Here is a 24,715-nt window from a genome sequence, read left to right as displayed (position 1 = left end):
ATCATAGGGGTACTCCTTTCGTTTTACTATATTTTACAAAAGTCTCACTCCTATTACAACTTTATTGTATCAGCTCAAAGGCAGCAGGCGCGCGCCAGCTTTTTAGAAAATGAATCCAAATATGGCGTTTGGCAGATGGCTGGCGCCATGTATACAAAAAAACGCTTTGAATATGGCGTTTTCCAGGAGGTGAGCGCCAGATATCCAAAAAAATCTTGAGATTATGGCGCGCCGTTTTCTCAGCAGCATAAGCTGCCGCATACCTATCATAAAATCAAATAGAATGTCAAAAAAACTGCTATGCAGTCAGATGAACTTTTTGCATAGCAGTTTTCCTTATGAGCTTACGCCTGTTTCCACGTCGCTACTTCATCTCTCAGCCACTGGCACCATGCTTCCACGCCTTCCCCTGTCTTTGCAGAAATCGGGAAGATTTTCAAATCAGGATTTCTCATGTGCGCATACTCCTCTACCTTCTCCATGTCGAAGTCAAAGTACGGCAGCACATCTGTTTTATTGATGATGAGCACGTCACAGACCTGAAAAATCAGCGGATACTTCAGCGGCTTATCGTGACCCTCCGGAACAGAGAGAATCATAACGTTCTTTACCGCTCCGGTGTCAAATTCTGCAGGGCATACCAGATTTCCTACATTTTCCAGAATCACCAGATCAAGTTCACCCGTTTCCAGCTCACGCAGTCCCTGCCGAGTCATATCTGCGTCCAAATGGCACATGCCTCCTGTGTGCAGCTGAATAGACTTTACACCGGTCTCTGCAATGGCTGCAGCATCCACATCAGAATCAATGTCGGCTTCCATGACGCCTATCGCCATCCCACTTTGCAGTGCTTTGACAGTCTGCTTCAGCAGGGTAGTCTTTCCTGCTCCCGGCGAAGACATCAGGTTCAGCAGAAAAGTCCCCTGCGCCTTCAGTTCCTCTCGCAGCGTCTTAGCATCAGCATCATTACTGGCAAAAACACTTTCCTTTACTTCTATCACCTTATACTTATCCATATTTTCACCTATTTGATCACAGCTCTTGCAGCCGCATCCTTGTAATATTTAAAGTCAGTGAAGACTTCGCCCTTATACGGATTGGTCTTTGTCCTCATGGATTTTCTCACGATGTAAAGCAGTGCAATAATATTGGTAATCAATGCCAGCGCACTGACAACGGTCATTGCTGTCGGGTCTGCATTGACTGCATTTCCTGCCATGATACCGTTCATCGTTCCGTCAGCATACTGGGTTGAGATGGTTGCCCACGCAAATCTGCTGCTTCCGTCTGCAAAAGTCTCCTGGAACAATGGGAATACCTGTGCAAACATGCACCAAATACAGAGAGTATTTGCACGGTTCATAATCCAGCCGCCTTTGTTCCACAGAAGCGCTGCGATGGTCGGTGCCAGCAGCAGTGCCACACCGCAGAACCAGGAATGGGTCGGCAAACAGTTGTAGGTATAAGCAAAATTCCAGATATCGTACACGATGATATACACCCAAATCATATCAGGCCAAATCATATCCTTTCCATCTTTGGAAGAATAAACTGCCCACCAGCCGGTCATACAGAAGATGTTCAGAATACCTGCAATACCGTTCATCACATTGTGCCAGCCTCCATAAAGCCATACGCCCTCAGAAGACAACCACCAGGAGCCCCATCCGTTGATAGCGGACTCAAAATCGCTGGCCACGGCGATCAGAATATTGATGGCTACGATGGCAAACGGAAAAGCCTTGAACCAGTGCTTTTTACCAATTCCCCATTCATATTTAATCATCATAAATCCGATACAGCCTGCCAAAGATGCGTATAACTTCGCGTAGTGGAACCAGCCGTTCATATACAGATAAGTCTGGTTATTCAGCGCCCACTCAGCGCCTGAACCCGCTGCTACAGCGATAACTACAAAGTATACCGTCAGCGCTGCCGGTAATACGCCGAACATCAAAAGACCTCCGGTCTTGGTTCTTCTGGCAAATTCATTGAGCAAAATCAGTCCAACAAGAACCGCAAGCATTGCAATCCATTTCGCTGCCGCGCCTGCTCCATAAACATGAAATAACATAAACAATCAACTCCTTTTCTTCTTTCTTAAATTAGCCTAACAGCCTTCTATCTCTTTAATCATGACTTGATTTCCCTGCAGCAGCCAGGTTTTCTCGCTGCCGCAATGGGGACAAATTTTCCCGTACTCCACTGTGCCATAGGTTTTCTCACAGTTTTCGCAGTAGGTCACCGCAGGAATCTCCTCAATCAAAAGCTCCGCTTCCCGAGTCAGGTCATTTTTATCTGCCGCCCATCTCCAGCAGTCGGTCAGATAGTGAGGTATCACCGAAGATACCTCCCCCAGCTCCACCGTAACAGAAGCAACCTTCATCAGTCCGTTTTCTTCTGCTGTTTTCTCCACGCCTTTGATGATGTGAAATACAATCCCAAGCTCGTGCATTTTACTTCTTCCCCTTTTTTGAGAACTTCACTTTAATCGCCTGCTTTGCACCATATGGCAAAATGTATTTCAACTTGTCTTCGCTTGGCACCATTTTGCTGGCCTCTGGGAAGTCACGGTACAGATGGATTGCATCAAATTCGCATTTGGTTGTACAAACGCCGCAGCCAATACACTTATTCTCATCCACGACAGATGCACCACAGCCTAAACATCTCGCCGTCTCGACTTTCACCTGTTCTTCTGTCAGCGGCAGAGAAGGGTCGCGGAAAGACCTCTTGTGATTCACTACAGAATCTCTGCCGGGAACCTGACGACTGGAATTGTCGTAGCTTTCTATGTAAATATTTTCCTTATCCAGCTCTATGAACTGGCGGCGATTTCTGCCAATGGTCATGCTGGAATGAGGCTGTACGAAACGATGAATAGAGATAGCGCCTTCCTTTCCGGCTGCGATAGCGTCAATGGCAAATTTCGGTCCGGTATAAACGTCTCCTCCTACAAAGATATCCGGCTCTGCAGTCTGATAGGTCAGGCTGTCTGCCACAGCCGCCTGCCCTCTTCCCAGTTCCACTTTGCTGTCTTTCAGCAGGTCGCCCCACTGAATACTCTGACCGATACTCATGAAAATCCGGCTGCACGGCACTGTGATGGTTTCATTTTCATCGTAAACCGGCGCAAAACGTTTTTCCTCATCAAAGACAGACAGGCACTTTTTCAGGACAATGCCGGTGACTTTTCCATTTTCTGTGAGAATCTCCTTCGGACCCCATCCGCAGCTAATCGTTACATCTTCTTCCTCTGCTTCTGCGATTTCCTCTTCTGACGCCGGCATGATATCCCGACTTTCCAGACAGTACATGGAAACTTCTGATGCGCCGCATCTGCCGGCGGTTCTTGCTGCGTCGATGGCAACATTGCCGCCGCCGATGACTACCGCTTTGCCGTCAACGTTATAGGACGAATCCTCACTGACGATTCGCAGCAAATCTACCGCAGTCATAACGCCCTCTGCATCCTCTCCGGGCACACCTGCCAGCCTGCCGCCCTGACAGCCTATTGCAATATAGAATGCCTTATAGCCTTCTTTTCTCAAATCTTCTATGGTGATATCTCTTCCTACCTCCACACCGGTACGAATTTCAACGCCCATAGCCTCGATAATATCAATTTCCGCCTGAACCACGTCTTTCTCCAGCTTAAACGAAGGAATTCCGTATACCAGCATGCCTCCAGCTTTCGGATTCTTTTCAAAGATGGTCGGTGCATAACCTTTTTCTGCCAGATAAAACGCACAGGAAAGACCTGCCGGACCTCCGCCGATGATGGCGATTTTTTCCGGGAAAAAGCCTTTCAGGGCAGGCACTACTTTCTTCGGAATAAACCTGGTCTCTGCTCTCAGGTCTTGCTCTGCGATGAATCGCTTTACTTCATCGATAGCAATCGCCTCATCAATGCTGCCTCTGGTACAGGCATCTTCACACCGCCTGTTGCAAATACGACCGCAAATAGCTGGAAGAGGATTTTCTTTCTTAATCAGCGCTAATGCTTCGGTGTATCTGCCCTGCGCCGCCATTTTCAAATATCCCTGCACTGCGATATGTGCAGGACAAGCAGTCTTGCAAGGTGCCGTTCCCGTATCGTAGCAGTTGATTCTGTTGTTGTCTCTGTAATCTTCGTCCCACATGTGCGGTCCCCAAGGCTGCTGACTTGGAAGCGGAATCTTTGGATATTCCACTTTGCTTCCGTCTTTCTGACAAAGCTTCTGCCCCAGCTTTACAGCCCCTGCCGGGCAATACTCCACACATCTGCCACAGGCCACGCAGTTGTCTGTTTTGACACGAGCGCGGTATGCAGAAGCCGACATATTCGGTGTATTGAACAGCTGCGACGTCCTAAGGGCATAGCAAACGTTAACATTGCAGTTACAGATTGCAAAGATTTTGTCTTCACCGTCAATATTGGTAATCTGATGGACAAAGCCGTTTTCTTCAGCCTGTCTGAAGATATCCAGCGCCTCTTCTTTTGTTACATATCTGCCGCCTTTGTTGGTTTCTACTACATAATCAGCCATATCTCCCATGGCCACGCACCAACCTTCCGGATCATCAGCACAGCCTTCATCATAGGTCTGTCTGGAGTATCTGCAGGAACAAGGGCTTGCCGCATATTTACCTTCATACTTATCCAGCCAATAGGAAATATGCTCTAAAGATATAGATTCGTTCTCCATTTCTATGGCTTTTTCTACAGGAATGACATGCATGCCGATGCCTGCTCCTCCCGGCGGCACCATAGGCGTAATCTTCTCCAAAGGCAGCCTGCTCATTCTCTCAAAAAATCTTCCGACCTCTGGATGTGCCTGCAGCATCTGAAGGTTCATATTGCTGAACTCTGCATTGCCCGGCACGAACATCGGCAGCACATACTGCTTCACATGCTCCGGATTTTCCCAGTTATATTCCAGCACTCCGTTTACAGCCATCTGCTCCAGCAATTCTTCCAAATGGTCTCTATCCATTTTGGTAAGCTCCACCATCTGATCCAGCGTTTTCGGCTTTCGCACGCCCATTTTCAGCGCTACCTCTGCCATTTCGTCGGTGCACATCGCCGCCAGTCCCCAATATTCCGGGTCGTATTTTGTAATCTTCTTGATGCCCAATTTCTGAGGAACACGATCTGTAATCATTTTCGCCAGCTTGACAATTGGCTCCCGCTCAACTTCGTTCTCTATGTACTCCGGTACATATCCCGCCAAATGATCTGCCATAGGAAATCTCCTTTCTGTTCTTTCTCCCTGCGCAAACTTGTTTTTCGTTCAACCTCATCTGGTCATACCAGATTTCGTTATTTGTTTAACATTATAAATTTATATGTCGAATTTGTCAAGAAATTACGCTATTCTAGTCGATTTTTTCAGATTGGCATCTGGTCGAACCACTACCTGCGAGCACACGACAAACCCATGAAAAGTTGCGAACATTAAAGTTTAGTACCTAATCCGTATTTTTACAAAAAAGGTATCAAAAATTAGGAGTTACTTTATACTAACTAAAAGGTTTTACGAAATAGAAATGAAATTCTTCGTTCTTTTTTGTTTTCTAAGGGTCTATTTTCATACAAGTCTTCCATTATACAAAAGTTTATTCCTTGTTTTCCATATAATGGATAAAACGTTTTGGATATTTTAGTACCTTTTTTGCCAAATACTCTTAAAAGTACTAATGATGTGTTTCATGGGTTTGCCGTGCCTGCAAGCAGTCTGTGTCTTGCCAATTTTCCCCCAATATGGTAAAGTGAAAACAAGACTTACAAAATGGGAAAAGGAGAGATTGCTATGAACGAACACATTCTCGTTGTAGACGACGAAAAGGAGATTGCCGACTTAATCGAACTCTATCTGAAAAGCGACGGCTACAATGTACATAAATTTTACAATGGACAGGACGCTCTTTCCTGTATCGCCTCACAGCCCCTTGATATGGCTGTTCTGGACGTTATGCTGCCGGATATTGACGGCTTTAAAATCCTGCAGACAATTCGCGAAAACCACTTTTTTCCAGTTATCATGCTGACTGCAAAGGTAGAGGATATGGACAAAATCATGGGACTAACTCTAGGCGCTGACGATTACATTACCAAACCTTTTAATCCGCTGGAGGTGGCAGCGCGTGTTAAGACGCAGCTGCGCAGATACAAAAGCTATAATCAGGCTGTCAGCCAACCTGCTGCCAACATGCACGACATTAGAGGGCTTGTTATCAGCAAAGATACTCACACCTGTACCCTTTACGGCAAGGAGGTCAGTCTGACGCCGCTGGAGTTCTCCATTTTATGGTATCTCTGCGAGCAGAAGGGCAAAGTGGTCTCCTCCGAGGAGCTTTTTGAAAAGGTCTGGGGAGAAAAATATCTGGACAACAGCAATAACACTGTGATGGCACACATCGGACGCTTGCGGGAAAAACTAAAGGAACCTGCAAAGCATCCGAAATTCATCAAGACAGTGTGGGGAGTGGGGTACAAAATTGAAAACTAATTCACTGAGCCGCAAACTGGCATGGACCTTGTTTGCAAAAATGATTGCTGCCGCAATCCTTCTGCTTTTCAGCGGAATCGGCATTTACATTCTGTCCACCTTTGCCTTTGCTATGTTTACATGGCAGGGAGATGAGCCTCTTTACAGACTGGCTATGAACCTGCAGCAGCATCTGCTTCTCGTTGCGTTTGCCTACTATGGCATTGGGCTTGTCGTGATATTCTTCCACTACTGGTTTAAGCCTTTCCGATTTTTTCAGGAACTGGTCGATGCAGCTGAGACGGTCAACCGGCAGGACGATAGTCTGGTGGAGCTTTCACCCCAGCTTTCCGAACTTGAAGGTCAGCTGAACCAACTGAAACTCTCTTCCATGAACAATCAGCGAGCCGCCAGAGAGGCCGAGCAGAGAAAGAACGATCTGGTCACCTATCTGGCTCACGATTTGAAGACACCCATTACATCTGTCATCGGCTACCTAACCCTGCTTCGAGATGAGCCGCAGATTTCCGAGGAAATGAGAGAGCGCTACATGGATATCGCACTGAATAAAGCGGAACGACTGGACGACTTAATTAACGAATTTTTTGATATTACCAGATTTAATCTGTCTCATATCTCTTTAGAAAAAAGACAGATTAACCTGTCTCTCATGCTGAATCAGTTGATTTATGAGTTTCAGCCTATGCTGGATGCCAAACATCTGACAACGCAGCTGCAGTCAGAAGACAGTATCATGCTTCGCTGCGACCCTGACAAGCTGCAGCGGGTTTTCGATAATCTGCTAAGAAACGCAGTCAACTACAGCTTTGAGAACAGCCCAATCCGCATTACTGCAAAGGTAGAAAAACTACCATCTCCCCATGTGCTTCTCACCTTTGAGAATTATGGCGACACGATTTCCGAAGAAAAGCTGACGCGACTTTTCGAGCAGTTCTACCGGCTGGATACCTCTCGTTCAACAAGAAGCGGCGGCGCCGGTCTGGGTCTTGCTATCGCAAAAGAAATCGTAGAGCTTCACGGCGGCACCATCACCGCGTTCAGCGAAAACGATATCATTCGCTTTGAGGTAGCCCTACCCCTGTGAGAAATTTGTAAGAAAATCGTTTAAAAATGGTTAGTCACTCATTAGAAGGTCTATAAGATTCAAAACCACAATCCTGTTATGATTGAATCGTAACAAAGGATTGTGGTTTTTTCATGAGTTTTTATGAGGAGGTTACCATGGCAAGAAAACGACTGACAGAAGCTTTTCCGTGGCTGCTGCCCTTGCGTCAGTATCAGCGAAAGCTGTTTTTTTACACGGGAATGCGTCTATCAAGAAATATCTATACAAGAACGCAGCAGAAAAAGCAGCTGCCCTATGAAATTTTTAAAAGCCGTGCAATGATGATCAACACGCACAGCGGCTACGACATTCAGTACCAATACAATAAGGTGCACAACCTGAAGTTAGCTGCAGCCAAGGTAGACGGTATTGTCATTAAGCCAGGAGAATGCTTTTCCCTCTGCTACGCTATCAAAGATGCCGACAAAGACGAGCCTTATCTGGAGGGTCTCAGCCTGTCCAACGGAAAAACCACCGGTGAGTACGGCGGCGGTCTTTGTCAGCTGAGCAACCTGCTCTATTGGGTCTTTCTTCACACGCCTCTGACCGTAACGGAGCGGCACGGCCACGGCACCGAGTCCATTCCACCGGCTGATCCAAATGAACTTGCCGGAATCGACGCTACCATCGCCGAAGGCTGGCTGGACTTAAAGGTAAAAAATGATACCTGCCATGCTTTTCAAATCTCCGTTACCTTTGAAGGTGACGACATCATAGGCGCAGTGCGAAGCGAAAGTGAAAAGTGCTACGACTACAAGGTCTACAACACTTCCTGCGACTATATCCGAAAAGGCGGTGTTCTCTATCAGGAAGCGGATGTAGCGAGAAAAAAACGCAGCTGCTTTACGGGGTGCGAGTCAGAGGAAATTCTTTACCATAATCACTGCGTCATCGGCTATCCGCTGCCGCAGCACATCGAAATCAAGGAAGGGGTTTAATATATGAAAAAGAATATTGCAGTTTTATTCGGAGGCTGTTCTCCGGAGTATCCAGTATCGCTGAAATCCGCTTATGCTGTTTTGAATCACATCAATACCGATCAGTATAAGATCATCGCCGTGGGAATCACAAAGGACGGCAAATGGCTTCGCTATCTTGGGGAATACGAAGCCATTTTGAACGATACCTGGTATGAACACGAAAGCCAGTGCCGAAGCGCTTTTATTTCACCGGACCGGAAAGTCCACGGTCTTTGCGAAGTGGACAAAGATGGCATTTCTACGATTTATCTTGACGCAGTGTTTCCTGTACTTCATGGTCGTAACGGAGAAGACGGCAGCGTGCAGGGTCTAGCGCAGCTCGCCGGGATCCCTGTAGTTGGCTGCGATATCATGTCCTCTGCGCTCTGCATGGATAAACACCGCGCCCATCTGCTTGCTGAGGCTGCCGGCGTAAACGCGCCAAAAGCCGCCTATTTCTACAAAAAACCTTCTGCAGCAGAACTTGCCGCAGCAGTTTCGACTCTAACCTATCCGCTCTTCGTAAAACCACTGCGTGCCGGTTCTTCCTTCGGTATCACCAAGGTCGAATCGCCGTCCGCTCTGGCTGACGCTGCGGAACTGGCATTTTCCTATGATAGTGAAATCATCATCGAAGAAAATATCGACGGCTTTGAAGTAGGCTGTGCGGTGCTGGGCGATTCACGCCTGACCTTAGGTCGGGTCGATGAAATTGAACTTTCCGGCGGATTCTTTGATTACACCGAAAAATACACCCAGGAAACTTCCACCATCTATATGCCTGCCCGCATTGATTCTGCTACAGAACTGCGAATTCAGGAGGCTGCCGCTGCCGTCTACAGAGCTTTAGGCTGCAGAGGCTTTGCCAGAGTGGATATGTTCCTCACACCGGAGGGTGAAATTGTATTCAATGAAGTTAATACCATTCCCGGCTTCACCGCAATGAGTCGCTATCCAAATATGCTAAAAGGCGTGGGGCTTTCCTATACCGATATCGTGCAGCAGTTGATTTCACTGGCGCTGCAGGTGTAAAAGCAGGAGGTGTTTATCATGACAGAAAGAATGCAGGCCTTTGGCGGCAACCTGATTTTAGTCAATCACGACCACCCGCTGCAGCAAAGCGCGCAGCCCTGCTGCGTTCCAATTCTGGAAAATTATCCTGCCGTTACCATGGAGCGCCGCGCTGCTGCCTGCCTTTTACAGCTGCTTCGGGCAATCGGCGCAGGTGATGAAATCGTCCCGGTCAGCGGCTACAGACCCTATTCTGAGCAAATGCAGATTTACCAAGATTCCCTTGCAGAAAACGGCGCTGCCTTCACCGCAAAGTACGTAGCAAAGCCGGGCTGCAGTGAGCACCAGAACGGTCTTGCCATCGACCTCGCAAAAAAAGCGCCGAAAATTGATTTTATTTGTCCGGATTTTCCTGACATCGGAATCTGCGCTGAATTCCGCAAGACTGCCAGCCGATACGGCTTTATCCAGCGGTACACCGCCGAAAAAGAGCATATCACCGGTATTGCCTGCGAGCCTTGGCATTTCCGCTACGTGGGATATCCTCACTCAGAAATCATGGAGGAAATGAATTTCTGTCTGGAAGAATATATCGATTATCTGCACCGATTCACTTATTGTCATCCTATGCTTCTGCGACGCGGAGACAAAGAAATATCAGTTTTCTTTAGTGAGACAAACGAGGCTAGCCATGAGACCGCCGGCATCATTACCGAAATTTCCGGAAACAATGTGGATGGTTGTATCATGACTGTATGGGAGTAGGCGCCCTTTCGATTGGCGGCTTCGGTGCGATGTGCATATTTTTCATGAGAATGCCACAAATATGCACAATGTCGTGCATATTTTCCAGAAAATCTCTAATTATATGCAGAAAAGGCAGTTATAATCGACTTTTCTCTTCGATTTAACTGCCTTTTTCAGACTAAATCTACATATTTTGCGAAAAAGCTCTAAAAATATGCACATTTTTTCAAGATGTTGTGCATATTTTCAGGGTTTTTTCTAAATTTATGCACTACACACATGAGCTTCCATTCTGCCGCAAAGCTTGTTTTTTCTCTGATTCTATGATAAAGTATTATCTAACACAAGGGAAGTATAATGATTCTGTAGCCCGTTATCCAAAGATGGTAGAGTTTATGAAAGATAATGACCTGAAATAATCGACAATACAAATAAGCAAACCCTGATTGACTGGCTCAACACTGCAGATGTTTCCCATCATGGCTTGATTTGACAAAGGAGACAATAGAGTATGCTAACACAGAACAAAATCAACTTAGGTTTTATCGGTTTTGGGAATATGGCGCAAGCCATCACCGACGGATTTTTATATAAAGGAGCGCTGCGGCCAGACCAGATTTGTGCCTGCGGCGGCAGCTACGAAAAGCTGTGCTGCAACGCTAGAAAAAGAGGCATTTCCCCTTGCCACAGTGCAGAGGAAGTAGCTGAAAAAAGTGATATCATTTTTATTGCAGTAAAGCCAAATATGGTTGAACCAGTCACTGCTCCCATTTGCAAAAAGCTGCAGGGCAAAATTCTGATTTCAGTTGCCGCAGGTATGCTCAGTGATGATTATGAAAAATTTCTGCCGGGTACTCATCATCTGAGTACCATTCCAAATACACCGGTTTCCACCGGCGAAGGCATTTTTATCGCAGAAAATGCCCACACTTTAACCGAAGATGAATTTGCTTTTGTCAAGACACTTTTAGAAACCATCAGTCTGGTAAAATCCGTTGCGCCATCTCAGTTCAGTATTGCAGGTACCATTGCGGGCTGTGGCCCTGCGCTAACCGCCTTGTTTGTTGAGGCTCTTGGGGACGCAGGTGTGCTTCATGGACTGTCCCGCGATCTTGCTTATCAGCTGGCAAGTCAGATGATTGTCGGAACCGGAAAAATGCTGGTTTCCTCCAGCATGCACCCTGGCGTACTGAAAGACGGCGTTTGCTCTCCGGGTGGCACCACCATCGTCGGCGTTACTGCTTTGGAGCGCAGGGGGCTTCGCAGCGCAGTTATTGACGCGGTAGACGCAATCGAAACTTTATAACACTTCAAAAAAAGCAGGCGGTTTCGTTTTACTTTGAAACCGCCTTTTTCTTTGCTTTATAAATTTACAATTTCTCCTGCCTTGATTACCATTGACACTTTATCGAGGACTTCGATATCCTCATCAGGATTTCCATCGAAGACAACCAGATTTGCACGCTTTCCGCACTTAATTGTGCCGACTTTATCGTCAATCATCAAAATCTCAGCGTTATTCTTAGTCGCCTGAATCAAGGTCTCAAGCGGTGTAAAACCTGCCATATTGACTCTGACGCGGAACTCATAAAGACCATTGCCGTGGCTGCCTGTATAAACACCTGCATCAGTCGCCCAGCCGATCTTAATGTTATTCTTCTTATATGCGTTAGCGCCATGCAACAAAGTTTCGAGCAATCTTTCAGCTTTCTCGACGTAGTGCTTTGGCTTTCCTTCCGGAAACTCCAGGAAGTTTACCATCGGTGACAAGGTCGGCATCGGGAAAGAGCGATTAGTCTTCGTGTACATTTCGATACATTCATCGTCCATGATAGAGGAATGTTCTACAGTTCTTACGCCACAGCGAATGCACATCTTGATGGCTTCAGTTCCGTGACAGTGTACTGCAACAGGAAGACCCACATAGTCAGCTGCTGTGCAGGCTGCTGCAAGTTCTTCCTCGTAAATAATCGGCATGCCAGGTTCCCCTCCCGGATTCATTACTGCCCCGGTACCCATAATCTTAATCCAGTCAGCGCCAAGCTGATACTGGCGGCGAACTGCCTTTGTAAATTCCGCAGGAGAATCACATTCGGCATACATGGTGCCGAAAAATTCATTGCCTCTTTCTGTTGGGGAAATTATCACACCGCTGGTCAAAATATCCGGACCTACCACCATGCCTTCGTTTACAGCTCTTGCAAGACCGATTGTAATATTATTTCTATCGCCTACATCGCGCACTGTGGTGTACCCTTTTCTTAAGTTGTCCTGTGCCAGCTGCAAACAGCGCATAACGCGGTAAGAATCCGGTTCTACGTTTTCTTCAAAAGTATTCTTCCCGCAAAGGTCAAGGTGCAGATGTCCTTCAATGAGACCAGGCATCAGAGTCTTTCCTTTCAGGTCAATGACTTTGTCCTCTGCTGCACTGACGCTGCCTGCCGGCTTGATGTCTAAAATTTCAGTGCCGTCAATGACAACGTCTGCACATTTGTCGTCATACCCCTCTGTCAGTTCAGGAATCAGACGCGCATTTTTTAATACTAACATAAGTTCGTACCTCCGATATCTCCTATACTGATTTTATTTTAGCACAAAAACGGAAACAAGTCTATCAGCATTCTATCCTCTTCTCCGTTAAAGCAAAAGCTACCTCACCTTTCGGTTTCAGTAGCTTTCATAATCTCTTTTACTTTTGATTTAAGAACTAGTTTTTCGGTACCGTTCTCTTCGCCAACCAGGCACAGCTGCGGAAAGATCACGCACCACCAGTTCTGACCGTCTCCTCTGCCAAGAGTTACCTTCAGTGCTTCATAATTTCCTGCAGGCAAAGTCAAATCCTCATAGCTTTTTTCTGGAATAAAAGTTACTTTTAAGTTTGCGCGTGCAGGGTAATCAAACCCATTTGCTGCGATAACCTCCTCAGCAATCTCTTCAATGGTATCTAGATTTGCATTCAGATACGCTCTGGCATCATCAAGTGTCTCCTGACCGTCCATAAACTTCAGGATTTCATTTCTTACTTTTAGCTTCAGCGCCTGATCCGCTTTTGAATCGCTATTGGCTACCACGTGAAGGCGAATCATCCCCGGGTGTTCATTGGGCGTATGATTTATGTAGTAAATCCCCACCCCAGTACAGATTAAAAGCAGCGCCAGCAAAAGCAAAATCTCCCGCTGCAGTCGTGTCAACCTTAAATTCAGTATTGATTTCATTCTTTCCATCCTATTTACCTCCGTTCTATCTTCGAGTATGGACAGAAATCTGAAATCTAAACATTTATTTGATAATTAACAGCCTTTTTCCTTCTGTCGGCTCTTCTTCCAGCTGATTTGCGTCTCTGATATGAGCCTGCGTAGTTTTGTAACGTTTTGCTAAATCCCACAGAGTTTCATCTTTTTTTAATGTTACAATGACCATCGGATATTGCTTTTCTGTTGACTTCTCCATAAAACATGGCTGATTGAGAAGTGCCATTTCATCATCGTCATAGAGGGCTGCGCAAAGAGAAACAGTACAATTGATTTCAATCTGCTTTTCATTAATCAGTTCCACCCATGCGCTTTTTACCACCGGTCTGCAGCTGGCTTTTTGCGTAACCTGCGCTTTTTCCATATCCATTGTACCGCGAAAGTCTGCGATAACTTTCGTACTGCGGTAATCTCCGTCCTGATCTTTCCATAGCGCACAGCAGGCGATACTTCCTGTCGCTATAATTCTGCCCCGTTCCAGACTGCAGCTGCACTCCTGCACAGTGCCGGTGCAGTATACTGTCTCCGCAGCTTTTATTCCTTCTGGCAGGCTGATAATCTCCCGGACTTCTGTTTCCGCCATCGCTTCTCCGGCAAGATTAGACACCTGCTCCTTAGCCTTTTGAAACTGGAAATTTTTGTCCAAATGATAGGCATCTACAATGATATCCTTTTGCCGCATTTCATAAAGTTCTACTCGTGTCTGTACATCTCCCTTGATTCTAAACTGTGCCTCATCTTCTCCCTCTTCTCCACGGTCAATGGAAACAGTCAGGTTCTTACCTGAAAAAGAAGTCTTTACCGCAGTCCAGTTCTTTCCTCTTTGCTCTTTATCAATTGCCACAAACTGTGTGAATTCAATTCGCTGATTATGCTGACAAATCACAGAACCGCTGCCCTCTTCTTCGCTTTGCGCGCAGTACAACAGGCTGCAGAAAATAAATCCATTGATAACAACTTTCTCTGTCGTTACCTGGCGGTAGTTTTCCGTAATAGCAAAGTCCTGCTTTAAGATATATTCTGGACGCAGTGAACTATCTTTTCCCTTAAAGGTTTCGTCAATGGTGACTTCATCTTTCTTTGTCAGTTCCAGACAGGTCATGGAAACCTGAGTCCGTTTTGTTTCCAGCGATTCATCCTTCAGCCCGTCAAAAAACTGAAACTCTCTCTGACAAAACAGCTGTCCTGTAAATTCCAGCGTAATTTTTACACGAAACTTTCTCTCGTTGACAATCATGTAATCCAGATTTTTTACCTGACATCCAAACACACCTTCTGCCTGCGCTATCGGGTTCAGGCTCCACTGGTATTTGTACGGTACTTTTGAGGTAATAGAAATGGGTTCTTTTTCCTCTGACTCTGCAGCATATATGGTCTGAATTGTAAGCGTTCCTGTAATGTTCAGAAGATCATCGGTCTTGGGAGATACTTTTTTCTCAGTAGGCATAATGTCACATCCTGCGTCCATCAAAAGTATTTCCCGCATATCCGGTTTCGTATCCGGCACTAAAATGTCCTCTTCAAACTCATAAGTAACCGTTTGCTCCTCCGCCGGATAGGTAATTTTCTGTGTATGATAGATGGCTTCTGCCGGAACGGTTTTCGGCGCTTTTGCCGGCTGCAGGGCGTATTCCGGTATATCCTTTTCGTAAGTCATAGTTCTTCTCCCTTCAAAATGATTCCTGCTAAAACTCTATGCTGACCGGAAGAAAAAAAGAACTGCCCGATTAGAAGAATTGCTCCAGCGAAAAAGAGCCGGATTACTCCGACTCTTCTGGGTCTCTCAAGTATAAAGGCTCTGAGAGCCGTCATTATTTGAATTCCTCTTCGCCCTCGCGAATGACGAATTCTTTCAATTTCTTTACATGAACATCAGCCATGCTTCTTGCGTCTTCCACATTATGGCTTGAAATTGCGTCGATAATGCGCTGGTGTTCTACCGGCATAAATTCATATCTGGAAAAATCATCATAGTAAAGATATCTGAAACGCAGCGCCAATTCCTGCACCGTTCCGCTAATCTGCAGCAGAGTTTTGTTTCCGCTACAGGCTACAATGTATCTATGAAACTGTTCATCATAGCTAATCATCTTTTCGGTTTCACTGTTCTTAACCGCTTCTCTGTATTTCTTAGAAATCTCTGTCAGCTCCTGAATCTGTTCGTCAGTCATCCGCTCTGCCGCCAGCGCCGCAGCTAATCCTTCCAAATCCTCACGAACTTCCAGTGTGTCTACCATATCCCTTAGGGAAATATCCGAGGCATAGGCTCCCTTTCTGGGTTCAATCGTTACCAGCCCTTCCTTTTCCAGTTTCCGGATGGCTTCTCTTACCGGCGTTCTGCTGACACCCATTTCGTCAGCCAGCTCAACCTCCATCATCCGGGTTCCCGGTACAATTTTACCGCGCAAAATCTGCATTTTCAGCTGCTCATAAACGATTTCTCTTAATGGTCTATGGTTCTGTAAATCAAAATTTAACATATCTTTCTCCTACTTCACTTGATTGTCTTTGTCCAGTAAGCCTCATAACCCTCTTGCCGCAAATTCTCACACACCACCTTGGCATCCGCAATGGTTCTGCACATAGCAAACACGGTCGGCCCGCTGCCGCTCATCAGCGCCAATTCAACACGGGAATCTGCCTGCAATATATCCTTTAACTCCTGCACCTTGGGATAAGCCCGCAGTGTGTAGTTTTCCAAAACGTTGATACAGTTGGCATAAATCTGTCCGCAGTCTTTCTGCTTAAGAGCTGTCGTCAGTGCATCGTTATCGGGTCTTTTCTCAATCCTGCAGCCGTCAATGCCGCCATACACTTCCTTTGTTGAAACACCGATAGGTGGTTTTGCAATAACCAGGGCTTTCCGAATTCCTGGCAGCGGTACAATCTCTGTTCCGGTTCCCGTTGCCCTGCCACAGGTTGCCGCCAAAGGACTTCTCCTAACTTTCTTCGGTATATCGAAGTTCATTGCCGCCTGCCCCATGACACAAAATGGCACATCCGAGCCCAGCATTGCTCCAAGTTCACAAAGCCTTTCCAAAGAAAGCCCCAGCTTCCAGAGCTGGTTCAGACCATGTAAAACAGCAGCTCCATTTCCGCTGCCTCCTGCAAGCCCTGCAGCTACCGGAATTCGCTTAAAAATATGGACTTCCACTCTCCCGCCAGGCACCCGCCTGCCATAGGCCTCCATCATCACCTGTACCGCTTTATATGCCAGATTTCTTTCGTCGGTGGGGATATAGTAGCGGTTAGTCGAAACACGAATGTCAAACTCTCCACGCCGCTTTTTCTTCATCGGCGCATACTTAACTACTACATCGTCGTGAAAAGAAAGCTGGTGCATAATCATGTCCACCTGATGCATACCGCTTTCCAAAACACCAGTAATATCAATGGACAGATTGATTTTTGCAAAAGAACGTATCTTTATTTCTCTCATATCTATTTCCAATGCGCAAAATGAGCGGAATTCCGCTCATTTCGTATTCGCAGTTATTTCTTTTTCTTCTTTTTGCTGTTGGCAGCTCTTCTCTTTGCAAGTCTCTCTTCTTCTGCAAGTCTTTCCTCTGCCAAAGCTTTCCTTCCGGTAACATAGCTACTGCCGCCTGCGGAAATCGGTCTAGGCCCTTTTACCTTATAGTTGCCGCTCTCTTCTTCGTAGTAGTCATCTTCGTCTTCGTCACTTGCGGCTCTCTTCGCTTTCTTTGCTGCCTTAGCTTCTCTCTTTGCTACCTCTTTCTCGTGAGCAGCGATAACTTCCTGTACGGATTTACCGGTCTTCTTTGCTTCTTTGTATGGGTTAAACGGTTCTTCTCTTCCGACCTCTTCTTCCTGTTTTGCCATCTGTCTCTTCGCCTGTCTGGACGTAAAGAAGAACATGCCCCCGAACATGATAACCATCATTATCATGTAAACTTTCGTGTTCTGACCCTGATTCAGTGTGGTGAAAGACACCGTCTGATCTGTTCCGAGCGCATTTCCATCGTTATCTGTTACATCTCCTGAAATATGCAAAGTGTATTTGGTATTGTCCTTCAGTCTCTGTCCGTTATCGTTCAGTTTTACTGTATCTGCCAGTACCATAACTTCTTTGGAATCTTTTGGGTTATAAAAGATTCTGATTGGAATCTGTTTTCCCTCATCATCTGTAATGCTGAAAGCTTTTGCGTTAGCCTTTGCAGAGGCTTCATTACCCATCTCGTTATTAAAGTGCAGCTTCACACTCATATTCTCAATACTGGTGTTCTTCTGCCCGTCTTCCGGATACATGTCCACAATCTCCAGCTTCTGGGACTGTGCTCCGAAGCATACGGAAGCAGTCATCATTATCGTCAATGCTGCAAGGCATACAATTGCGCCTATTCTTTTCATGTTTGTTCCTCCGATTTGTTCTTTTTCTTTCTATGTCTAAGCTGGCTGAAAAACTGTCGCAAAAGCTGTGCGCACTGGTCTTCCATAATGCCTGTTTCTACATGAATTCTGTGATTCAGCCGCGTTTCTGCCGGTACATTGAAAACCGAACCGCAAGCTCCCGCCTTTGGATCCATGGTACCGATGTACAGATTCTCTATACGCGCCCAAATCATGGCGCCCGCACACATAGTACAAGGCTCAGCTGTAACGTAAAGGCTGCAGCCAAGAAGCCTCCAGCCGCCCAGCGCCTCTGCTGCCCGGCGAATTGCAATCATCTCCGCATGGGCTGTAGGATCCTTGCTGGTTTCCGTTAAATTGTGACCTCTTGCAATAACCTGCTCATCTTTTACAATGACCGCCCCGATGGGCACTTCCCCCAGCTCAAAGGCTTTCTGCGCCTCCTTTAGAGCCTCTCTCATAAACTTATTCATATACCTTTCAATGTTACCACAATTCCATACAGTATTCAACAGTTTTTTGTATTGATTTGCGTGCATGTATGAATGTATATTAAAAAGCGCCTCTGCCAAACAGGTTATATCGGCAAAAAGCGCATTCCTTTTTCAAAATCACAGCGGCAAAACCTCGCCGCTCTTTTTATCAATACCTCCAATCCAGTATCCGAAGATTTCCTCCTGCAGCTTTCCTGTCAGTTCTGATAAGTCGCTAAAGTACTTTTCGCCGCCGCGAATAGGCTGCCACAACAGAAAACATCCCTGCTCTCTGCAAGGCTGCTCTTTTTGCAAAAATCTGCCCGGCACGCCGACAAACCAGCGGTCTTCATATTTTCCAATTGTATAGTGTCCATAGCGCTCAATGCAGTCGCTGCAGGCAGCAAGCGACTGAGGCAGCTGGTCAATTTGACTGATTCTGCACCACCTTGCGCCTGTTTCATCTCTCTGTCTATCGAAGATTTCCACAGCATCCGCTTCACAAAAACAAGAAAAAATACTTTCCCAGCCTTGTTCGCCCTCATCACAATCCTCGCTAGGCGCTTCTGTGCTAACATCTGCTGCCGGCTGATAAAATGGCATAGTTCCGCTGAAAACCGTCTCTGTAGAGCCGTCCTCTTTAGATAGGGTTACAAGAAGGCAATGGGTGTAGCACTCAATGGAGGGCCCCGTAAACTTCTTAAAAAGGCTTCCCTCTCCCGCAGAATTTACATGAAACACCCCAAAGTCTTTATGGATCAGCTCGCCCTCATCTACACCGATTAGCAGCAAATGATATTCCTTATTGTACTCCCGCATGAGCACATCTGACGGAAGCAGGTTAGAAACCGCAAAATAAACAGACCGCTTGTTTTTGTAAGTTTCTACGATGCAGTTCGCAGCATCCATCCCTCTTTTCCATAATCTAAAACCCCTATGTGCCCGTCTTACTTCTATGATAAATTTTCTGTAATCTGACATAGCATTACTCCCCTGCTTCTACTTTCTTACCACTAAATATATGCGGAAGGTTTCTCTTCATACCTAACCCAACGCAAAATATACGAAAACGGAAAAGGGCCGCATAAATATGCAAGCCCAGTTCAAGTTTCCTATTTTCTTTTTACACTATTTCCACATGAAATATCCAATACTGATTAGAAGCAGCGACCAAGGAACTGGCAGAAATACTTTCTCTGTCTCCAACTACGGTTTCACTTCATCTGAAACAGCTGAAAGAAGGTGGTTTTGTCACAACACAAAAGGTTAGGAAATACGTTTACTACCAACTGCGAAAAGACAAATTCTATGGGATAGAGCAACGGCTTTTACGATATCTTAATTACTGAGTTTCCACGGCAATCAAAAAAACAAAGAACCTTGTCCGTAGGGACAAGGCATGGTATAATCAAATAGTCAAGAGGACGAACTAAGAAAGCGGTTGACCTTCCGTTGCTGCTACATATACGGTGAAAAATCCGAATTGTACAAATGGGAGGTGATACTATTTCATCCTATGAAATTCTAGTAATCATCTTAATGGTAATTACATTGATAGAAATGATTCGGGGAAATAAAAAATAACCGCCGATAGTTTCGCAGACTCAAGCGGTTATCTTTTAACCCCGGTCAACCGTTTTCAACGGTTTCCTCTTGACATCAATATACCACGAAACAAGAGATTATGCAATAGTCAAATTTACGCTCCCACGGTGAGCACAAAAAAATAAGATAAAATTTTCACGGGGAAAAGGATATTATGTCAACAGGTTCAGGACTTATTATAGATATTATCGCACTGGGAATTATCGTACTCTCAACAGCGCTTGGCGCCCGCAGGGGTTTTGCACTGACTGTAGTCAGTTTTATGCAGTGGTTTGTATGCGTGATTCTCGGATTTATTCTGTGCGGCACAGCGAAAAGCTTTCTCATGGAATACACAGAGCTGGATGATATCATTCACAATGGTATTCTTTCCCATATCCAAACTACGGTCAATGAAAGCAGCGCTTACCTGGCGCTGCCGGATTTATTCCATGACTGGATTGATGACGGCACTGCGATTCTTGCAGAGGATACCGCTGCATCTATCACTTCATCGCTGATGACAGTCATCGGCTTCCTCTCTGTGGTATTCCTCATCAAGCTGATCTGCTTTGGACTGGTACGGCTTTTGTCCCGCAGATACAACGAAGGAATCACTGGATTTCTTGATGGATTTCTCGGCTTTCTCTTCGGTATCGCAAGAGGACTGATTCTGCTGCTTCTAGGCTTTGCAGTACTAGTGCCGGTGCTGAGTCTGATAGTCCCCGACCTTTCAGAGACCATCACAAAGGCCATGGAAAATTCCTATGCAGCGAGCATACTCTACGACGATAATATGCTGCTGATTTTAGTGCGAGATTTTTTCTCTTAGCCCATTGACAGTATTCTGATTCTATGCTAATATATTGAAGATTTGAGCAAAAATAAGGATTAATATTGAGAAAAGGAGCAAATACATGACGACTTTGTTAAAAAATGGTATGGTTTTGACACCTCTCGGGTTTGAGAAAAAAGACGTTTTTGTTTCCAATGGAAAAGTTTTTGTCAGCTCCACAGATACTTTCGATACAGACCACGCAAGCAGTATCATTGACTGCACAGACCGTATTATCATTCCGGGTTTCACCGATGTACATGTACATTTACGCGAACCCGGATTTTTTTATAAGGAAACGATTGCAAGCGGTACGGCGGCTGCTGCAAAAGGCGGCTATACCTGTGTCTGCCCAATGCCGAACCTAAAACCGGTTCCTTCCGATATGGAGTCTCTGCAGCCGCAGCTTTCTATTATCGAAAAAGACGCAAAAGTGAAAACCATTCCTTACGGAACCATTACCCAGAATCAGGACGGGCGCAGCGCTCTTTCAGATATGGAAGCCATGGCGCCTTATGTCTGCGCTTTTTCCGATGACGGTAAAGGCGTACAGACCGGTGATTTGATGGAAGAAGCCATGGAAAAAGCCAAAGAGCTGGGCAAGCTGATCGTCGCTCACTGCGAAGACGAAACGCTTCTTTACGGCGGCTACATTCATGATGGCGAGTATGCAAAGGCACACAATCACAAGGGGATCTGCTCCGAAAGCGAATGGGGTCAGGTGGAACGCGACGTGCGGCTGGCAGAAAAGACCGGCGCATCTTATCACGTCTGCCATATTTCCACAAAGGAAACCGTTGACATCATCAGAGCCGCAAAAGCACGGGGCGTCGATGTGACCTGTGAAACAGGTCCCCACTATCTGGTCCTTTGCGACGCAGACTTACAGGAGGATGGACGCTTCAAGATGAATCCCCCTCTGCGCGCTGCGGCCGATCGTGATGCTCTGATTGAAGGGCTTTGTGACGGCACCATCGACATGATTGCCACCGACCATGCACCCCACAGCGAAGAAGAAAAATCCAAGGGACTGGCAGGCAGCGCCTTCGGTATCGTAGGTCTTGAAACCAGCTTTCCGATTTTATATACACATCTGGTAAAGAAAGGCATCATTTCCCTGGAAAAACTCATCGAGGTGATGAGCATAAATCCAAGAAGACGCTTCGGTTTTGAAGGCGGAGTAATCGAAGACGGCGCACCTGCCGACCTTACCGTAATAGATTTAAACAGACACTTTTCCATCGATCCGAGCGACTTCGTCAGCATGGGCAAAGCCACTCCGTTTACGGACTGGGAGGTCTATGGAAAAGTAGTGATGACCCTGGTGGAAGGAGAAATCGTATATGATGAGACAAACGCTTAAAGTAAGCAGTATCAGCCAAATTCAAAACGACATTTATGCTATGACCTTAACCGGTGACTGCAGTAAAATCACTATGCCGGGGCAATTTCTCAATATCAAGCTGGACGGCTTTTATCTTCGGAGACCAATTTCTATCTGCTGCTGGGATAAGACTTCTGTCACCATCATTTTCAAGGTGGTCGGTCAGGGAACCAAATCTTTGGCCCAGTCTGCAGCAGGTGACGAATTTGACGTGCTGCTGCCTCTTGGCAACGGATTTGACACTTCCTACTGCAAACAACAGCCCCTTCTGGTGGGCGGTGGTATCGGCGTGCCGCCTCTTTACGGACTTGCCGCAAGCCTGGTAAAACAAGGTGTTACCCCAAAGGTTGTGATTGGTTTCAACACAGAGAGCGATATCATCCTTACAGAAAAGTTCCGCAAACTGGGAATCGAGCCTATCATCACCACAGCAGACGGCTCTTTCGGCATCAAAGGCTTTGTCACAGATGCCATGAAAAATCTGGAATTTGATTATGTATATACCTGCGGTCCTGAGCCGATGTTAAAGGCGGTTTACGACCTTGCGCCAGACGGACAGTTCAGCTTTGAAGCGAGAATGGCTTGCGGATTCGGCGCCTGCATGGGCTGTACCTGCGAGACAAAATACGGCTACAAGCGCATTTGCAAAGACGGACCGATTTTATATAAGGAGGAAATCAAATGGTAGACTTAAAAGTAACCTTAAGCGGTATCACCCTTGATAATCCTGTCATTCCTGCCAGCGGTACCTTCGGCTACGGCAAGGAGTTTTCGGAGCTTTACGACCTCGATATCCTCGGCTCTATTTCTTTTAAAGGTACCACCAAAGACGCCCGCCTCGGCAATCCGCTGCCCCGCATTGCGGAGTGTCCTTCCGGTCTGATCAACTCAGTTGGTCTGCAAAATCCAGGACTTGATGCGGTGTGCGAAAAGGAGCTGCCGGAGCTTGCCAAACTCTATCACAAACCCCTAATCGCCAACATCAGCGGATTTTCTCTGGACGAATATGTAGCATGTGCTAAAGCCATGGACAAACAGCCGCAGGTTGGCATCATCGAAGTCAACGTCAGCTGCCCTAATGTCCACAACGGCGGCATGGCATACGGAGTTTTGCCTGAAAGCGCTGCGGAAGTAACCCGAGCCGTGAAAGCTGTCACAACCAAACCGGTCTACATTAAATTGAGTCCAAATGTAACCGACATCGTATCCATTGCAAAGGCCTGCGAAGACGCAGGAGCAGACGGCATCAGCCTGATCAACACGCTGCTTGGCATGCGTATCGATATCAATAGAAGAAAACCTGTTATCGCCAACAAAATGGGCGGTTTTTCCGGTCCGGCAATCTTTCCGGTTGCAGTTCGCATGGTCTATCAGGTTGCAAATGCAGTCAATATTCCGGTCATCGGCATGGGCGGCGTAAGCTCTGCCCGTGATGTTATCGAAATGATGATGGCTGGAGCAACAGCAGTGCAAGTCGGCGCGGCAAACCTTGTCAATCCGTTTGCCTGCAAAGAAATCATCGAAGAGCTGCCTTCTGTCTGCGAAGAACTGGGCATTGAAAAGCTGGCAGATATTATAGGCTGTGTCAAATAAGACGAATATAGAATTTTAACTTATATCGCAAATAACTTGAATTTAAGTATAACAAAAACGCGAAAAGTTAACCGAAATCAAGATTTTCTCAATAAAATGTATAAAATTCAGCTGAAACGGGACTAAAACAGACGAAAATTTATACATAAAATCAACTTTTTTCAGATTTCGGTTAAGATAGGAGGAATATTATGGGTAAAGATGTAATCATCGCTTGCGACTTTCCGTCAAAGGAAGATACGCTGTCATTTTTAGACAAGTTCACAGGCAGAAAGCCTTATGTAAAGATCGGCATGGAACTTTTCTACAGCGAAGGACCTGCCATCGTAAAGGAAATCAAGGATAGAGGGCATCAGATTTTTCTGGATCTGAAGCTGCACGACATTCCAAATACTGTGGAGAAAGCTATGGCAGCTTTATCCAAGCTGGATGTAGACATGTGTAACCTGCACGCTGCCGGCACTAAAGACATGATGGAAGCTGCGCTCCGTGGCTTAACCAGAGAAGACGGCAGTCGCCCATTGCTCATCGCAGTGACGCAGCTGACTTCCACCAGCCAGGAAAGAATGCAAAAGGAGCTGCTCATCGATGCGCCCCTTGACGAAGTGGTAACCAAATATGCACAAAACGCAAAAGAAGCTGGTCTTGACGGCGTTGTCTGCTCTCCTTTGGAATCCGGCAAAATTCATCAGGCTTGCAGGGAATCTTTTCTCACCGTAACCCCGGGCGTGCGCTTTGCCGATGGTGATAAAGGCGATCAGGTCAGAGTCACCACACCGGAAAAGGCAAAGGAACTGGGAAGCGACTATATCGTCGTAGGAAGACCCATTACCAAGGCAGATGATCCAGTAGCGGCTTACGAACGCGTATGCAGAGAATTTATAGGCTAATACATTTTTTATATATAGATT

Annotated in this window: 23 protein-coding genes and 2 pseudogenes; 13 read left to right on the top strand and 12 right to left on the bottom strand. The window is 46.2% G+C overall.

Annotation, left to right across the window (positions count from 1 at the left end):
* Nucleotides 1–219, top strand: a 219-nt coding sequence (locus tag NFR88_RS06115; protein ID WP_251614242.1) for a hypothetical protein, incomplete at its 5' end; no start/stop codon positions are given.
* A 125-nt stretch (nt 220–344) separates the two neighbouring features.
* Here the strand turns inward: NFR88_RS06115 and hypB are convergent.
* From hypB to NFR88_RS06095, 4 genes are read right to left on the bottom strand one after another with little or no spacing between them, the layout of a single operon-like run.
* Nucleotides 345–1,016 (bottom strand): hydrogenase nickel incorporation protein HypB, encoded by a 672-nt coding sequence (gene hypB / locus NFR88_RS06110; RefSeq protein WP_251614240.1) that lies wholly within the window; start codon nt 1,014–1,016, stop codon nt 345–347.
* 8 nt (nt 1,017–1,024) lie between these two features.
* Complete coding sequence (locus NFR88_RS06105) at nt 1,025–2,074, bottom strand: DUF5692 family protein (protein WP_160201650.1); 1,050 nt, start codon at nt 2,072–2,074, stop codon at nt 1,025–1,027.
* A 36-nt stretch (nt 2,075–2,110) separates the two neighbouring features.
* A complete protein-coding gene (locus NFR88_RS06100) occupies nt 2,111–2,455 on the bottom strand; it encodes a hydrogenase maturation nickel metallochaperone HypA (protein WP_251614236.1) in 345 nt (114 codons plus the stop codon).
* Nucleotide 2,456: 1 nt separating this feature from the next.
* A complete protein-coding gene (locus NFR88_RS06095) occupies nt 2,457–5,225 on the bottom strand; it encodes an FAD-dependent oxidoreductase (RefSeq protein ID WP_160201648.1) in 2,769 nt (922 codons plus the stop codon).
* Nucleotides 5,226–5,792: 567 nt separating this feature from the next.
* On the opposite strand from NFR88_RS06095, the gene vanR reads away from it, so the two are divergent.
* The 6 genes and pseudogenes from vanR to proC all read left to right on the top strand — a co-directional run bounded on the left by vanR (nt 5,793) and on the right by proC (nt 11,619).
* On the top strand, nt 5,793–6,491 hold the full coding sequence (vanR, locus tag NFR88_RS06090; RefSeq protein ID WP_160201647.1) for a VanR-ABDEGLN family response regulator transcription factor: 699 nt from the start codon (nt 5,793–5,795) through the stop codon (nt 6,489–6,491).
* Between the two features lie 40 nt (nt 6,492–6,531).
* Nucleotides 6,532–7,575 carry a sensor histidine kinase gene (locus tag NFR88_RS06085; protein ID WP_371874448.1) on the top strand — a complete coding sequence of 348 codons (1,044 nt, stop codon included), beginning with the start codon at nt 6,532–6,534 and terminating at the stop codon, nt 7,573–7,575.
* A 137-nt stretch (nt 7,576–7,712) separates the two neighbouring features.
* Nucleotides 7,713–8,534, top strand: a complete 822-nt coding sequence (gene vanW, locus NFR88_RS06080; protein ID WP_161908609.1) for a glycopeptide resistance accessory protein VanW — start codon at nt 7,713–7,715, stop codon at nt 8,532–8,534.
* Nucleotides 8,535–8,537: 3 nt separating this feature from the next.
* Complete coding sequence (gene vanG / locus NFR88_RS06075; RefSeq protein ID WP_251614233.1) at nt 8,538–9,587, top strand: D-alanine--D-serine ligase VanG; 1,050 nt, start codon at nt 8,538–8,540, stop codon at nt 9,585–9,587.
* 192 nt (nt 9,588–9,779) lie between these two features.
* Nucleotides 9,780–10,173 (top strand): annotated as a pseudogene (locus tag NFR88_RS15205) (D-alanyl-D-alanine carboxypeptidase family protein); the annotation flags it as partial.
* Nucleotides 10,174–10,824: 651 nt separating this feature from the next.
* Entirely contained in the window at nt 10,825–11,619 is a 795-nt protein-coding gene (gene proC, locus NFR88_RS06065) for a pyrroline-5-carboxylate reductase (protein ID WP_160201643.1), read from the top strand.
* Between the two features lie 56 nt (nt 11,620–11,675).
* Here the strand turns inward: proC and NFR88_RS06060 are convergent, their stop codons facing one another.
* From NFR88_RS06060 to NFR88_RS06025, 8 genes are all read right to left on the bottom strand, one after another.
* A complete protein-coding gene (locus NFR88_RS06060) occupies nt 11,676–12,863 on the bottom strand; it encodes a metal-dependent hydrolase family protein (RefSeq protein ID WP_251614227.1) in 1,188 nt (395 codons plus the stop codon).
* A 104-nt stretch (nt 12,864–12,967) separates the two neighbouring features.
* Nucleotides 12,968–13,537 (bottom strand): stage II sporulation protein R, encoded by a 570-nt coding sequence (locus tag NFR88_RS06055; RefSeq protein WP_251614224.1) that lies wholly within the window; start codon nt 13,535–13,537, stop codon nt 12,968–12,970.
* A 55-nt stretch (nt 13,538–13,592) separates the two neighbouring features.
* The gene (locus NFR88_RS06050) at nt 13,593–15,221 is read right to left on the bottom strand and encodes a LysM peptidoglycan-binding domain-containing protein (RefSeq protein WP_251614222.1); all 1,629 of its coding nucleotides are present in this window, start codon (nt 15,219–15,221) and stop codon (nt 13,593–13,595) included.
* A gap of 154 nt (nt 15,222–15,375) precedes the next feature.
* Nucleotides 15,376–16,044: a GntR family transcriptional regulator gene (locus tag NFR88_RS06045; protein ID WP_161908613.1), complete on the bottom strand. Its 669-nt coding sequence runs from the start codon at nt 16,042–16,044 to the stop codon at nt 15,376–15,378.
* Between the two features lie 14 nt (nt 16,045–16,058).
* The gene (gene ispE / locus NFR88_RS06040; RefSeq protein WP_251614220.1) at nt 16,059–17,003 is read right to left on the bottom strand and encodes a 4-(cytidine 5'-diphospho)-2-C-methyl-D-erythritol kinase; all 945 of its coding nucleotides are present in this window, start codon (nt 17,001–17,003) and stop codon (nt 16,059–16,061) included.
* Nucleotides 17,004–17,056: 53 nt separating this feature from the next.
* Nucleotides 17,057–17,935 carry an Ig-like domain-containing protein gene (locus NFR88_RS06035; protein WP_161908615.1) on the bottom strand — a complete coding sequence of 293 codons (879 nt, stop codon included), beginning with the start codon at nt 17,933–17,935 and terminating at the stop codon, nt 17,057–17,059.
* Nucleotides 17,932–18,408, bottom strand: coding sequence for a tRNA adenosine(34) deaminase TadA (tadA, locus tag NFR88_RS06030; protein WP_201759546.1), 477 nt, complete (start codon nt 18,406–18,408; stop codon nt 17,932–17,934). The genes NFR88_RS06035 and tadA overlap by 4 nt, the downstream gene beginning before the upstream one ends.
* A gap of 138 nt (nt 18,409–18,546) precedes the next feature.
* Nucleotides 18,547–19,389: a hypothetical protein gene (locus NFR88_RS06025; protein WP_251614218.1), complete on the bottom strand. Its 843-nt coding sequence runs from the start codon at nt 19,387–19,389 to the stop codon at nt 18,547–18,549.
* Between the two features lie 194 nt (nt 19,390–19,583).
* Here NFR88_RS06025 and NFR88_RS15170 point away from each other — a divergent pair.
* The 6 genes and pseudogenes from NFR88_RS15170 to pyrF all read left to right on the top strand — a co-directional run.
* A pseudogene (locus tag NFR88_RS15170) lies at nt 19,584–19,757 on the top strand (ArsR/SmtB family transcription factor); the annotation flags it as partial.
* 410 nt (nt 19,758–20,167) lie between these two features.
* Nucleotides 20,168–20,824, top strand: coding sequence for a CvpA family protein (locus tag NFR88_RS06020; RefSeq protein ID WP_251614216.1), 657 nt, complete (start codon nt 20,168–20,170; stop codon nt 20,822–20,824).
* Between the two features lie 85 nt (nt 20,825–20,909).
* Complete coding sequence (locus NFR88_RS06015; protein WP_251614214.1) at nt 20,910–22,190, top strand: dihydroorotase; 1,281 nt, start codon at nt 20,910–20,912, stop codon at nt 22,188–22,190.
* A complete protein-coding gene (locus NFR88_RS06010; protein ID WP_251614212.1) occupies nt 22,171–22,899 on the top strand; it encodes a dihydroorotate dehydrogenase electron transfer subunit in 729 nt (242 codons plus the stop codon). Before NFR88_RS06015 ends, NFR88_RS06010 begins: the two co-directional genes overlap by 20 nt.
* The gene (locus NFR88_RS06005; protein ID WP_251614209.1) at nt 22,893–23,804 is read left to right on the top strand and encodes a dihydroorotate dehydrogenase; all 912 of its coding nucleotides are present in this window, start codon (nt 22,893–22,895) and stop codon (nt 23,802–23,804) included. The genes NFR88_RS06010 and NFR88_RS06005 overlap by 7 nt, the downstream gene beginning before the upstream one ends.
* A 191-nt stretch (nt 23,805–23,995) precedes the next feature.
* Complete coding sequence (pyrF, locus tag NFR88_RS06000; RefSeq protein WP_160201631.1) at nt 23,996–24,694, top strand: orotidine-5'-phosphate decarboxylase; 699 nt, start codon at nt 23,996–23,998, stop codon at nt 24,692–24,694.
* The last annotated feature ends 21 nt before the right edge of the window (nt 24,695–24,715 follow it).

The sequence above is a fragment of the Senimuribacter intestinalis genome, assembly GCF_943192965.1.
GTDB lineage: Bacteria > Bacillota > Clostridia > Peptostreptococcales > Anaerovoracaceae > Senimuribacter > Senimuribacter intestinalis.
This window is presented reverse-complemented; position numbering and strand designations above follow the sequence as displayed.

Coding starts and splice junctions, on each gene's coding strand:
- hypB (WP_251614240.1), bottom strand. CDS start 1,016: ATGGATAAGTATAAGGTGATAGAAGTAAAGGAAAGTGTTTTTGCCAGT.
- NFR88_RS06105 (WP_160201650.1), bottom strand. CDS start 2,074: ATGTTATTTCATGTTTATGGAGCAGGCGCGGCAGCGAAATGGATTGCA.
- NFR88_RS06100 (WP_251614236.1), bottom strand. CDS start 2,455: ATGCACGAGCTTGGGATTGTATTTCACATCATCAAAGGCGTGGAGAAA.
- NFR88_RS06095 (WP_160201648.1), bottom strand. CDS start 5,225: ATGGCAGATCATTTGGCGGGATATGTACCGGAGTACATAGAGAACGAA.
- vanR (WP_160201647.1), top strand. CDS start 5,793: ATGAACGAACACATTCTCGTTGTAGACGACGAAAAGGAGATTGCCGAC.
- NFR88_RS06085 (WP_371874448.1), top strand. CDS start 6,532: ATGATTGCTGCCGCAATCCTTCTGCTTTTCAGCGGAATCGGCATTTAC.
- vanW (WP_161908609.1), top strand. CDS start 7,713: ATGGCAAGAAAACGACTGACAGAAGCTTTTCCGTGGCTGCTGCCCTTG.
- vanG (WP_251614233.1), top strand. CDS start 8,538: ATGAAAAAGAATATTGCAGTTTTATTCGGAGGCTGTTCTCCGGAGTAT.
- proC (WP_160201643.1), top strand. CDS start 10,825: ATGCTAACACAGAACAAAATCAACTTAGGTTTTATCGGTTTTGGGAAT.
- NFR88_RS06060 (WP_251614227.1), bottom strand. CDS start 12,863: ATGTTAGTATTAAAAAATGCGCGTCTGATTCCTGAACTGACAGAGGGG.
- NFR88_RS06055 (WP_251614224.1), bottom strand. CDS start 13,537: ATGGAAAGAATGAAATCAATACTGAATTTAAGGTTGACACGACTGCAG.
- NFR88_RS06050 (WP_251614222.1), bottom strand. CDS start 15,221: ATGACTTACGAAAAGGATATACCGGAATACGCCCTGCAGCCGGCAAAA.
- NFR88_RS06045 (WP_161908613.1), bottom strand. CDS start 16,044: ATGTTAAATTTTGATTTACAGAACCATAGACCATTAAGAGAAATCGTT.
- ispE (WP_251614220.1), bottom strand. CDS start 17,003: ATGAGAGAAATAAAGATACGTTCTTTTGCAAAAATCAATCTGTCCATT.
- NFR88_RS06035 (WP_161908615.1), bottom strand. CDS start 17,935: ATGAAAAGAATAGGCGCAATTGTATGCCTTGCAGCATTGACGATAATG.
- tadA (WP_201759546.1), bottom strand. CDS start 18,408: ATGAATAAGTTTATGAGAGAGGCTCTAAAGGAGGCGCAGAAAGCCTTT.
- NFR88_RS06025 (WP_251614218.1), bottom strand. CDS start 19,389: ATGTCAGATTACAGAAAATTTATCATAGAAGTAAGACGGGCACATAGG.
- NFR88_RS06020 (WP_251614216.1), top strand. CDS start 20,168: ATGTCAACAGGTTCAGGACTTATTATAGATATTATCGCACTGGGAATT.
- NFR88_RS06015 (WP_251614214.1), top strand. CDS start 20,910: ATGACGACTTTGTTAAAAAATGGTATGGTTTTGACACCTCTCGGGTTT.
- NFR88_RS06010 (WP_251614212.1), top strand. CDS start 22,171: ATGATGAGACAAACGCTTAAAGTAAGCAGTATCAGCCAAATTCAAAAC.
- NFR88_RS06005 (WP_251614209.1), top strand. CDS start 22,893: ATGGTAGACTTAAAAGTAACCTTAAGCGGTATCACCCTTGATAATCCT.
- pyrF (WP_160201631.1), top strand. CDS start 23,996: ATGGGTAAAGATGTAATCATCGCTTGCGACTTTCCGTCAAAGGAAGAT.